At 50.3% G+C, this 12,693-nt stretch carries 8 protein-coding genes; 3 read left to right on the top strand and 5 right to left on the bottom strand.

Features of this window, described 5'->3' with window-relative positions; all coding sequences use genetic code 11:
* Window positions 1–196: 196 nt before the first annotated feature.
* On the bottom strand, window positions 197–1,177 hold the full coding sequence (locus tag ACYU8Y_RS06080; protein WP_460935242.1) for a pyruvate dehydrogenase complex E1 component subunit beta: 981 nt from the start codon (window positions 1,175–1,177) through the stop codon (window positions 197–199).
* A gap of 448 nt (window positions 1,178–1,625) precedes the next feature.
* Here ACYU8Y_RS06080 and ACYU8Y_RS06075 point away from each other — a divergent pair, with 448 nt between their 5' ends.
* Complete coding sequence (locus ACYU8Y_RS06075) at window positions 1,626–4,082, top strand: TonB-dependent receptor (RefSeq protein WP_460935240.1); 2,457 nt, start codon at window positions 1,626–1,628, stop codon at window positions 4,080–4,082.
* A 44-nt stretch (window positions 4,083–4,126) separates the two neighbouring features.
* Here ACYU8Y_RS06075 and ACYU8Y_RS06070 read toward each other — a convergent pair whose 3' ends face one another.
* The 3 genes from ACYU8Y_RS06070 to ACYU8Y_RS06060 all read right to left on the bottom strand — a co-directional run bounded on the left by ACYU8Y_RS06070 (window position 4,127) and on the right by ACYU8Y_RS06060 (window position 8,131).
* Window positions 4,127–5,143, bottom strand: a complete 1,017-nt coding sequence (locus tag ACYU8Y_RS06070; protein ID WP_460935238.1) for a phosphotransferase — start codon at window positions 5,141–5,143, stop codon at window positions 4,127–4,129.
* Window positions 5,144–5,211: 68 nt separating this feature from the next.
* Window positions 5,212–7,485, bottom strand: coding sequence for a type IX secretion system anionic LPS delivery protein PorZ (gene porZ / locus ACYU8Y_RS06065; protein ID WP_460935236.1), 2,274 nt, complete (start codon window positions 7,483–7,485; stop codon window positions 5,212–5,214).
* 16 nt (window positions 7,486–7,501) lie between these two features.
* Window positions 7,502–8,131, bottom strand: a complete 630-nt coding sequence (locus tag ACYU8Y_RS06060; RefSeq protein ID WP_460935234.1) for a thymidine kinase — start codon at window positions 8,129–8,131, stop codon at window positions 7,502–7,504.
* Between the two features lie 218 nt (window positions 8,132–8,349).
* On the opposite strand from ACYU8Y_RS06060, the gene ACYU8Y_RS06055 reads away from it, so the two are divergent.
* Both ACYU8Y_RS06055 and ACYU8Y_RS06050 read left to right on the top strand, forming a co-directional pair.
* Window positions 8,350–9,651 carry a hypothetical protein gene (locus ACYU8Y_RS06055; RefSeq protein WP_460935232.1) on the top strand — a complete coding sequence of 434 codons (1,302 nt, stop codon included), beginning with the start codon at window positions 8,350–8,352 and terminating at the stop codon, window positions 9,649–9,651.
* Between the two features lie 168 nt (window positions 9,652–9,819).
* Window positions 9,820–11,919 (top strand): helix-hairpin-helix domain-containing protein, encoded by a 2,100-nt coding sequence (locus tag ACYU8Y_RS06050; protein WP_460935230.1) that lies wholly within the window; start codon window positions 9,820–9,822, stop codon window positions 11,917–11,919.
* 18 nt (window positions 11,920–11,937) lie between these two features.
* On the opposite strand, the gene ACYU8Y_RS06045 is transcribed toward ACYU8Y_RS06050, so the two are convergent.
* Window positions 11,938–12,690 (bottom strand): ABC transporter ATP-binding protein, encoded by a 753-nt coding sequence (locus tag ACYU8Y_RS06045; protein ID WP_460935228.1) that lies wholly within the window; start codon window positions 12,688–12,690, stop codon window positions 11,938–11,940.
* Window positions 12,691–12,693 lie beyond the last annotated feature (3 nt).

Genomic DNA, 12,693 nt, shown 5'->3' with positions numbered 1-12,693 from the left:
ATACGAAAAACTATTTAACTATTTTTCAGTGACTAAACTTTCCACAGCCTCTTGTGGTTTTACCTATACTTGTATCAAATACATCGCCCGGCTGTCGAAAGACAGCTGGGCTTTTTTGTTTAGAAAAAAAGCGTCGACCTGATGGGTCGACGCTTTTGGGTTGTGCAAGTCTAACTTGCAGGTATGTAATGGCACCCTATTTTTTATACATCACAGTTTCTACTGCCTGCAAGGTGCGCTTCACATTAGGCAAAATAGCTTCGATGAGCGTTGGCGCGTAAGGCAATGGCAGGTCCATGCTGTTGACCCGAACAACGGGAGCGTCCAGATAATCGAATGCGTTACGTTGAATATTGTAGGTCAGCTCCGACGAAATAGCAGCTAACGGCCAAGCCTCTTCAACAATGACACACCGGTTGGTTTTCTTCACCGAATTGATAATTGTTGCGTAATCAATCGGGCGTACAGACCGCAAGTCGATAACTTCCGCCGAAACGCCATTTTTGGCTAACTCATCAGCAGCAGCAAGCGCTACTTTCATGATCTTGCCGAATGATACGATCGTTACATCGTTACCTTCCCGGACCACATTGGCCAACCCAATAGGAATCAGGTATTCTTCTTCAGGAACCTGACCTTTATCGCCGTACATCAACTCCGACTCCATGAAAATAACGGGGTCATTGTCGCGGATACACGACTTAAGCAGTCCTTTGGCATCGTAAGGATTCGAAGGAACAACTACTTTCAGGCCTGACGTATTAGCAAACCAGTTCTCGAAGTTCTGCGAGTGTTGCGAAGATAGCATCCCGGCATTTCCGGTTGGTCCGCGGAATACGATCGGACAAGAGTATTGCCCACCCGACATCGACATGATTTTAGCGGCTGAGTTGATGACCTGGTCGATCGCGACGAGCGAAAAGTTGAAGGTCATAAACTCAATAATTGGCCGAAGTCCATTGATGGCGGAACCCACACCAATACCGGCGAAACCAAGCTCGGCGATGGGGGTGTCAATGACACGCTCCGGGCCGAATTCGTCCAGCATTCCCTGACTAACTTTATAAGCGCCATTGTATTCGGCAACTTCTTCGCCCATCAGATAAACTTTCGAATCCCGGCGCATTTCTTCCGTCATGGCCTCCCGCAGGGCTTCACGGAATTGTATTTCTCTCATAATGAGTGCGTTGATTGCGTTTGGTTACTCATTCGGTTCATGTTGACACCTAAATGAGATGGCAGAAAACCTGTCAAAATTAGGCAAAATGCCCTGATTCGTCAAATAGCGGGTGAAGGCTTATTTTAATACAACCAATATGGAGGCATGTCGGCTCGTCAAACCCTGACTTATTCTATCAACATCGGGCTAGATTGAGGGCTTTTCTAGTGACTCGATACCGGCATTAAGCCGCTTTTGACTCAGATCAAGGCTGTAAATATAGTCTACAGGTGTATGCATTGTTGATTCAGATTTCATCAGTTCTAATAGGGGAGTGCTTTCGATGAGCGGGTTGAAATGTTAAATTTCTATAACGATACAGGCTCTTGTTTTACAGACACATAGCTTTGTCACAAATTCCGTTAGAGCAGCCGAATGACTGTTGCCCTTCCGTAAACACACTGGTATGAAACACCTATTCCTGATCCTTTTTTGTCTGATTTCATCACGGGCTTTTGGCCAAACAAACCCCGGCCAGGTTAGCGGAACGCTCAGCGACTCACTCACAACGAAGCCAGTTCCTTTTGCCACCGTGTCTATTCAAACGCTGGATAACAAACTAATAACCGGCGTAACCACCGACGAGAAAGGCGGTTTCCTGCTTAATAAGATTGCGATCGGTACCTATAAAGTGGTCATTTCCTTCGTGGGTTATCGAACCAAAACACTTGACAAACTGGCAATTACGGCCGAGAAGCCGCTCGTCGATCTGAAACGAATCGTGCTTTCGCCCGATAGCCGTGACTTAAAACAAGTGGATGTGGTTGGGCAGAAGGCACTAGTGGAAGATAAAGGGGATCGGCTGGTGTACAATGCTGAAAAAGATGTGTCAAACACCGGTGGCACAGCCGCCGACGTATTACGAAAAGTGCCCATGCTAACTGTTGACCTGGACGGAAACCTCAAAATGCGCGGGAGCAGTAATATTAAAGTCCTGGTCAACGGCAAACCGTCGAGTATCATGGCTCGCAATCTGGCTGATGCCTTGAAACAAATGCCGGCCAACATTATTAAATCAGTAGAGGTGATTACCAGCCCCGGCGCTAAATACGATGCCGAGGGATCGGCCGGTGTTATTAACATCATTACCAAAAAAGCAGTACAGGGAACCAATGGTACGGTAAATCTAACGGCAGGTAATTTGAACCGTTCCGTAGGGGGTAACCTGAACATGAAGGGAAAAAAACTTGGTCTGGCTATTTCGCTGAATGGGTATCAATATCGGAACATTGGTGAGAACACCGGTACGCGTACAGCCCTTACGGATGGGCAACCTGCCAGCGTTTTACGTCAGAATACGTATCGCGACAACACTGGTACGGGCGGCTATGGGGAGATGAGCCTCGATTATGATCCGGATTCGACCAACCGCATCAACTTTTCGGCCAACGCCTGGGGGGGCAACTTCCCCTCGAATAGTACACTGGATAGTCGCCTGACCAATCCACAGGGCGGTGTCTTACAGGAATATCACCGTGATATTCAATTTCGGAACCCCTACGGAAATACCGAGTTCAACCTCGGCTGGACGAAGTCATTTAACAAATCGGGCAAAGCCACGGCGGGCCGGGAATTCTCGATTCTGACGCAGTACGCCCGGATGCCTGATAATTATTACTACTCGATCCGTCAGACTGGTACGCAGTCGGAAGTGCCGACCTACCTGGAACGAAGTACTAATTTGAGTCGCAACAATGAATACACGTTTCAGGCTGATTACACGCACCCATTTACGGCCCATACCAAACATGACACGCTCGGTTTCAAACTGGAAGCGGGGGCTAAAACCATTCTGCGCGGCATAGGTAGCGAATTTGTAGTTGATCAATCTACGACCGGGCTCGACGCTGATTATACGCTCGATCCATCCCGGTCGAATGAGTTTACGTATGACCAGCGGGTAGTTTCGGGTTATACATCCCTTAAGGTGGACTCGAAGCGAAAATGGAACCTGACCGCGGGCGCACGTTTGGAGCATACGACTATTCAGGGCGATTTTGTGTCAACCCAGAGCAAGTTCAGCAGCCAGTATCAGAACCTGATTCCGAGCTTTACGGTAGCTAAAACCATTCACGACAAGCACACCATTAAGTTAAGTTACACACAACGGATTTCGCGTCCCCTGATCTGGTACCTCAACCCGTTCCGGAATTCCAGCGATCCGAAAAATATTCAGACCGGTAACCCGCTACTAAACCCCGAACTAACCCACGCGACTGAAGTATCGTACAGTACATTTGGCAAGGAAGGGGCGTCTTTTAATGCTGCCCTGTTCTGGCGGCAGACAAATAACTCAATCGAGTGGTTATCGACGGTCGATGCAGACGGCGTAGCGCTATCATCCCCGCAAAATATTGGTCGGAATGCCAGCTACGGTGCTAACCTCAATCTCTCGCTTCAGCCGAACAAGCAGTTCAACTTTAGCGTCGGATCAGATATTACGTACGTAGATCTTACCAGCGTTGCGCTCAACCAGCGGACGAGCGGCTGGGTGTGGAGCCTTAGCCCGAATGCCGCCTACAAATTGCCGAAAGATATTACACTGCAAGCCAATGGCTACGTTGGGTCGGGCTGGATATCGTTGCAAAGCCGTAATTCGGGCTGGTATTACTACGGCGTATCGGCCAAAAAAGAGTGGATGGACAAAAAAATGAGCCTTACCCTGAACGTCAATAACCCATTTGACCGAAACGTCCGGATGTCCAGTGATCAATTTGCGCCCTCCTACACGGCTCAAACGACATCGCTCTTCGTTAACCGATCTGTACGCCTGACCCTTAGCTATAAATTTGGGCAGATGAGCGCTGGCGGTAAGCAAAGCAAAAAAATTCGTAACGACGACGGCAAAGGGGGCGGGCAGTAGAAAAGGCGAACGTCGCTGACGAATTGAATGTCGGTCGAAGTCTGTTAATGCTGCACAAGCATCTGCCGACTTTCATCCAATAGCGAGCGTCGGTGCTCAAGGGATAGATTAAGGGGCAGTTGCGGTTCTCCAAGCAGACGGCGCATTAGCTCAACGCCCGTGAATTGATAGCGCAGGTTATCATTGAAATGAGCCGGTTTTACATACTTGGCCAGCACGGAGTCTATCGTTGCTGAAGGCTGCTGAGCCAGCATCAGGTGTGCGATCAGGACGCCCAGATCGAACTCGGCAGGACCGTAGAAACAAAACTCGGGATCAATTACTTTGAGGTGTTTATGGGACGTCTGGAGCCAGCTTCCGGGGTAATAGTCCCCATGCAGCAGTGTTTTTGACGCGTTTACCTGGGGGTAGCTATCATCTGACAAATACAACTGGCCCAATTGCCGGACACTCTTTTTCAAGGGTATATCCTGCTTATAAGCCATTGCCAGCTCCGCCAAACCCGGCTGCGCAGCATCAAGAGAAATTCCATTGGACTCCTGAAAAGGAGCCACAAAAATAGACTCATGGTTGAGCAACCGCATTGCCTGATTGGTGAAGATCGGGCCGGGTTTTTCGGTAGCAAAATGATAATGAAGTTCGGATAGGTAGTCCGTTAGGGTTAGTGTATCGGCTTCTGACAGGAGTTGTCCTGGTTGGTATAAAAACGTATAGGTCTGGGTGTTGCCCAGATCTTCCAGAACCAGAATATTATTTTCCCGATCAGTTCCCAGCAGCAAAGGCATTGCATTGGCCAGCATAGGAATGGGCTGTATCTCCTGATAAAAACTGCCTTCGACAACAGTCCGATCGACGGGAGCCGGTAGCGTTGGGTATTTCTCAATATACGCCCGCGACTGTTTGACAATGAGTGATCGAATGGAGGTTTTTACCCGGAGGGTGTAGTTCAGGGTGCCCTCACCGGGAATCTCAACTGACGCAACAACTTCCTCATTGTCGAGCCAGCCACGTCGGCGCAAATAATCTTGCAGCGCATCAGTCTGTAAAATGTCTAAATGCATAAGCAGGCAGTTGGAAAATTTGGCTAGTCTAATATACAACCTGTCGGCTGATTAGTAGCAAGCATTGGTTAGCGAACAACGGCCAGTTTGCCTGCCAGCCCTTCGGACCCATCGACATTCACGACAACAATCAGGTAGATACCTGTCTGGGCCATGCGACCCTGATAATCCCGTAATGTCCAGGTGGCTGTCCCGCCCTGCGACCGGGTTTCATAAACTAGTTGCCCGCCCGCGTTGAGAATTTTCACTGTTGCGTTCTCCGTTAACCCGTTGATACCGACTGTACCGGTAAAATCTGGCCGAACGGGATTTGGAAAAATAGTTATCTGGTTGAGGGTTGCGGCTGGTTCCGTTGCTGCGCCCTGGTACGAGACTATTCCCCTCGGTTGATCCGCTGTGCCGGTCGCAATGAATACTTTGCCGGAGGTAGGCTCAATGGCCAGCGACTGCACCGTATTGCTTGGTAAAGGGCTATTGTCGGCCGTAAATGTATCGAGCAGTTGTGATCCATCGGGCGCAACATGATACAGGCCACTACGTGTACCAAGCCATTTCTGGTTACCCCCGTCAACAGCTATTGACGTGATAAGCTCATTGGCCAGCAACCGCCGTCCGTTGATAACGGGAGACTGTGCTTTTATTATTGGATCGAAAGCACCGTAAGGATTATCGTATACCATCGGGCCAAGATCTGTACCAACCCAGATGACGCCGTTGCGATCTTTTGCCAAAGCCCGAACGCTGTTGGTGAGCAGTTCCCCCTGGTTTGTCATTGTACTTAAAGCCCGGCTGCGGTTTGTTTGAGGGTCAAAAACCAGCAAGCCACCACCAACATCGGGCCGTAGCCACAGAAACCCGTTGTCGTCGGACACAATCTGTACAATGTTTAGCTGATTTATGGCTGGAAAGGATTGATACTGCCCATCGGGTCGGCGAACGTGCAAGGTAGCCTGCTGGGCATTGGCCCTGCCCGTTGCAATCCATAAGTTTCCGTCGTTATCAGTGGCCAGGCTGTTGATGAAGGGGCTGATGGTAGCGGGTAGGACAACTGGCGTTGGTGGCTGGTCGGTTGCCTGGCTCCAGAGTCCCCCACCAAAATTTCCCATGTAGAGTTTTTGCTCCGTTAATACGTAGGCAGCTGAGTTGAATCCACGCGCTGAGCCAGTAGCCAGGCTGCCGGTCCATCGTTCAGCAGGCACCGATAGTAACTCAACCGGCGGCTGGTTCTGCACCAGAGACGTGGTTTCCTGTGGGCCGTTGGAGAGGGCTACCAATGTTTGCGGATAGGTGTACAACTGGGCAAACTGATCGCGCGTTGGACCTTCCGGGGCAATGCGCTGGAGTGTACCGGCGGCTGTGGTTAAAAGTCCATTTCGAGCGTCGGCGATCCAGAGCGTATTTCCATCGGCCTGTACTTCGCGCGGATCGGCCAGCAGAAAACCCGTGAATGAGCCTCCTCCCGGTAAGGTTACAACCTGGTTGGCCGCTACAATAAGCCCTGCTGGGGTGGGGAATTGCCTGACAATGGGACTCGTAAGCGACTGAGTCAGCGTCCAGCGGCCGAGTTGCCGGTCAAACGTGCCCTGCCCATTGACTGTTGCGGATAAACGCCCCTGACTGGCCACTATCGATTCTGTTCGCGGGCCGGGTGTATCGAGTACGCGCCAGTTTGCCGGATCAACAATATTGACATTCGCGGCAAAGCGAACCGCCCGAATTTGGCGCTGGGTGCCTGTTGTGCTCAATGGGGCCGTTAATACATACAAACTATCGCTTGTAGCGGCCGACTGCAGAACGGGAAGGGCAGACCCATCGGGCCGTTGGCTAAAATACGTATCCCGAATTTCATTTTTTAGCAGATCCAGCACGACAAGACCGAAATCGGTGCTCAGATAAACGTTGTTACCAATTCTAGTAAGGTGATTGATGCCTCGGGTAGCTGGCAGAGACGATGCGGTAATGATTGTGTTTACATTTTCGACGTTGCCCGGTTCGCCGGTATCGGTTAAATTCAGAAAATCCAGATTACCGTCCTGGTAGGCAATAAACAGCCGCTTTTGATCAGCCAGGTATAATAGTCGACTAATACCGGCATCACTCAGTCCATCCTGCTTGCCAAGGGTTCGGGTCTCCTGGGTAGTTTTATCGAAGTAGAATAACCCGTTCTGCGTAGCGGCATAAACGATAGTGCCAACGACTGCCACCGATTGGCCAGACTGGTAGCTGACATGCGTTTGCCAGACGCCGATCTGTGAGAATGATAAATACGGAAGAATCAGAAAGAGAGCGATGAAGGAGCTCCGTGATCTATCGAGTAAGGCGCGGAAACCTTTTTTTTTCAAGAAGAGACAAGTCAACTCATTCATCATTCTCAACGTTCTCGTAGGCCCATTCTTTACGGCCAGCGTCGCTACCCAGGTTAAAGCAGCGTCGGCAGCGGGCTTCATAGCTGTCGGTTTCGCCCAGCAGTACGCGATCCTGAGAGGGTACGAGCCGGTAGGAATAGTGGGCAATGTCGCCACAAACCACACAAATAGCGTGAACTTTCGTAACGTATTCGGCAACGCTCATGAGTTGAGGCATGCAGCCAAACGGTTGTCCGGCGAAGTCCATATCAAGCCCGGCCACAATAACACGCTTGCCCTGGTTGGCCAGTAAGTTACAGACAGCCAGAATATCTTTATCAAAAAACTGGGCTTCATCGATACCAACAACGTCGCAATTACCGGCCAGAGGGGGGATTTGGTCCACCGTTTGTACGGGGTTCGAATGAATCGCCTGGGCTGAATGCGAAACAATGTTTTCGTCGTGGTAGCGAGTATCCAGTGCAGGTTTAAAAATTTCAACGTTTAGCTTGGCGATACGAGCACGATTAAGTCGTCGAATCAACTCTTCGGTTTTCCCCGAGAACATCGATCCACAGATTACCTCGATCCAGCCAGTGCGGAGGTGGGGCGGTTCGCGTCGCCGGGATGGTTCAATAAACATTGGAAATTGATTGATAAAGGACGATAAAACGGGCAGAGAACGAAAAAAGCGCAAGGGTGTCCATGACAAATCGGAATGAAATTTGTTTTAATTACCCGCAGGGTTTACCCGTTATAGAACTGGATTATGGTATAAAGCCCGTTGCATTTGATTTCTTCATGGACAACCGCCGGTTTGTAGCCGAAAGTTATATATTTACAAAACAAAGGCTTTTCCTAATGTCGAACAAGTTTAACGCCAACGTCCTTACCGAATACAGCAAGTCTTATGCTCGTCGGATTGCGTCCGATTTCTACCAGCATCATGCAACCATCAGTGGCCAGCAAATTCTGTCGCTGACGCCCATTAATCAGATCAACCTGTTCGTTATTAGTACCTTATCTGATAAGTGGCAGGCCGACGCGTCCAAGTTTCGTAGCCCTTACTTCGATTTTACCAATGCCGACGTAGAGGAGGCTTTGCGTAATTTCATGAATGTGGTGTCACAGCATATTTCAGTTCGGCGCGAGCACCTCGAACCACTGCTGGCAGATGCCACTCGCCGGACGATCATTATGATTTTTGATCCCCGGGCTTACTTCGATGATGTGCTCCGGAGCCAGCCTGAGTTTACGGTAACGGCCGATGTACTTCGGCAAATGATCCGGTATACAAAGATTAACCAGTTTATCCCGACGCATATCATGCAGCGCATGAACGGTAAGCCGTTCGTGTATGTCAATCAGGCACTGGGTTTTTTAGACGAAGTCCTGAGCCAGCGGGCCCATGAGCTCGAACATTACGACAAGTTTGTGGCGCTTTTCTCGGAGAAACTGCCTATGGATGTGGCCGCTCTGCTCCGTAGCCATGTGCCCGATAGTATTCCGGGTGTGCCCCAGCGCTCATTTTTCGATACCGCTACCGAACCTGCCGTTCCACCAGCGCCCCTGGTTGCCATGGAGGCCCCTATACCGGCAGAGGTGTCTGCGTCTAACGGTATGGTTAACAATACACCTGAGACAGCCTCACAGGAACTTCCGGCACGTTCAGCATTTGCCAGAGCCGATGACGAATCGACAGCTACGACGAGTGGTCCCATGTTCCTTGACCGAAGTAGTGGACCAGATCCTGTTTCGCCTATCAGCCAACCGTCGCAGTTACCAACCACCGACATCACTCAACCTGGCCTACCTCAAGCGTCGGAGCCTGACTCCCCCGTTGAAGCCAAGTCAACGTTGAATGACACCTTGCGGGAAAGCACGCCCGCCGAGCCTACTACAGTAGCCGAAACGTTCCATCGTGCTCCTATCGAAAGTGTTGCCCGCAGTATTTCGCTGAATCAGAAATTTCGGTTCATCAACCAATTGTTCAACGGAAATTCAAGTGCCTATAATCAGGCCGTGGAGGAAATCGACACGCTGAACAATTATGGTCAGGCGCTCGATTTGATCTCTTATCGCTATGCTTCGCAGTATCTGTGGGACATGAGCAGCGATGAAGTAAGTGAACTGGTTGAGATCCTGAAACGCCGGTTTGCCTGAGACAATACACACAAACCCATCGGGACAGCTAGACCCTGACACATGGCTTCGCTGTCCCGATGGGTTTGTTGTAATCAGTATGTCAAGTTTCGGTTTTACAGAGTACATGTAACTTTTCTGACGCACATTCGTCATAGGCCCTATCATATCCACTTGGTATAAAGGGCTTTGCGAACTGTTTATCTGCTTACCGTAGCCGGATGGCTGATCGTTTCTTCGGCTTTCTGCCAGGCCGACAAACCTGCCAATCAAGGTGCTGATCGACCCGCCGATGTCCTGAGCCAGCGTCTACAGGACTTATTTCCGGTGCAGACCGAAGGCGTCGATTACCAATCGGTGTACGATGGCCTGGCACAGCTCTACGCTAATCCTCTCGATCTGAATGCTGCCACGCGTGACGAATTGGAGGCCACCTATCTCCTCACACAACGTCAGTTAAGCAGTCTGGCCACGTACCGGCTTGAATTCGGTGATCTCCTGTCCGTTTACGAATTGCAGGCTGTCCCAGACTTCGACGTGCCGACCATCCGGCGGCTGATGCCTTTTGTAACGGTGGCTGGTAACCAGGGGTTATTTGGTGCTTATGCAGACCCAACGGATAATTACCTGATTGTTCGTTACGAACGACTTATTGAACAGCAAAAAGGATTTTCAGACGCTACGCCCGATAAAAAAGGAAACCTCCCAACGCGGTATCTGGGTAGTCCGGGTCAATGGTATGCCCGCTATCGGTACAGCCGTCCTCGGGCGTTTAGCATTGGCCTGACTGTGGAGCAAGACCCTGGTGAGCAAATGGGGTGGCAGCCTTCGGCCCGTCGGTACGGTGTTGATTACGTATCCTTTCACGCTCAAGTGCAGAACCGGGGCAAATGGCGGAATTTGCTGATTGGTGATTACCAGTTGCAAATTGGGCAAGGGTTAGTGCTGTCGGCAGGCTTCGTATTGGGCAAAAGTGCCGAAACGGTGCAAACCGTTCGTCGCCCAACACTGGGTGCCCGGCCTTTTACATCGCTCACCGAATATGGTTATTTCCGGGGCGCAACGGCTACTTACACGCTGCAATCCAATCTGGATTTAACGCTCATGGCCGCCCGTAACCGACGCGACGCCAATTTGGCAACTGATAGTTCAGGAGCAGGTGTTGTGGCTACATCATTACAAACATCGGGTTTACACCGTACGTTAGCGGAGCGCGACGATCAGGGAAGTTTACTGGAAACAAATATTGGCCTGCACCTGCTCTATCACAATCGACAGCAGGTTCAACTGGGGTTAACGGTATTACGAACCAGCTTTGATACGTTTTTCCGTCGGCGCGATCTGGCTTACAACCAGTACGAGTTTACCGGGAAGCAAAATGTAGTGGTTGGCCTTCACGGCGGATACGTCTGGCACAATTGGAACCTGTTTGGTGAACTCGCCCGCAGCAGCGGCTCGGCCACGAATTCTGGTGGTATCGGGGCTGTGGCGGGGGCGCTGGTTAGTTTGACGAAAAAGATAGATATATCGCTGGCACTGCGGCATTATGACCGCAATTTTCATAGTTTCTACAGCAATGGATTCAGCGAAGGGAGTCGGACAATTAATGAAACCGGGGCTTACGTGGGATTGAAATACACCGTTTACCGCAGGCTAACTTTGGGGGGCTTCGTTGATTATTTCAGATTCCCGTGGCTGAAATACCTGGTTGATAAACCATCCAAAGGGTTTGACTATTTGCTTCAGGTCCGTTACTCGCCCAACCGGCAAACAACCTTTTACGCGCTCTACCATGAAGAGCATAAAGAGAAAAACCTGACCGTCGATAAAGCCAAAAGCGTAGTTGGAACCACACGCCGAAATTATGTGCTTAATGCAGATTATCTACTCCGGCGTGGATTATCACTTCGGTCGCGGGTGCAGTGGGGTAGTTTTCGTTATGCGGGCCAGCCGCCCTCACGAGGTTTTGTTGTGGTGCAGGATGCTACGCTGGAGGTTCGTAAATTTAGCCTGAGCGGCCGGGTTGCTCTGTTTGGGACGGATGATTACGACAGTCGGCAGTACGTTTATGAGCGCGATGTTCTGTATTCGTTCTCTTTTCCGGCGTACTTTAATCAGGGCGTCCGGCATTATTTACTGGCTCAATATAACCTGAGCCGCCACCTGGACGTTTGGGTGCGCTGGGCCAGAATAGACCTCACCAATCAGGATACGGTAGGCTCCGATCTCGATCAGATCAACGCATCCCATAAGTCCGAAATAAAAGTACAGGCCCGATGGCGATTTTGAGGGTCTGAGCCGTCAAGCTTAGTTATCCTTTTCCATTTCACGGATCAGCTTATTCGCATTTATAAACTCATTCAACTCCTTCACGTTGGAATGGGTGAGTGTGCTGCTATTGCCTTGCCAGAGTTTATGGCCTTCGTAAAGAAACATGATCTGCTCGCCAATCTCCATCATAGAGTTCATATCGTGAGTGATCACGACGGTCGTAATTTGATACTCATCCGTGATTTCAGAAATGAGCTGATCAATTTTTATAGATGTTAGCGGATCAAGGCCGGAATTTGGTTCATCGCAGAATAAATATTTGGGATTCAGAACGATAGCCCGAGCGATACCAACCCGTTTTTTCATCCCACCACTAATTTCGGATGGCATCCGATCTCCAGCCTTGTCGAGCCCGACGCGCCGTAGACACTCCTGCGCCCGGTCTATCTTTTCACTTTCCGATTGGTTGGTAAGCATATCGAGCGGGAAGCGAACGTTTTCCAGAACCGTCTTCGAGTCAAACAGCGCTGAGCCCTGAAACAGAACGCCCATTTCGCGTCGAATGGCCTTTTGTGCGTCCAGGTCGCTGGTCAGAAAGTCCCGCCCATCGTACAGAACCTGGCCAGAGTCAGGTTTGACGAGGCCAATCATACACTTTAGCAGCACACTCTTACCAGTGCCGCTACCCCCAATGATCAGGCTTGTATCGCCGGGTTTGAAGCTGCCATCGATACCCGCCAGTACTTGCCGATCACCGAAGGATTTCGTAATGTTTTTGATGTCAATCATATT

This window comes from Spirosoma humi, assembly GCF_054776575.1.
This window is presented reverse-complemented; position numbering and strand designations above follow the sequence as displayed.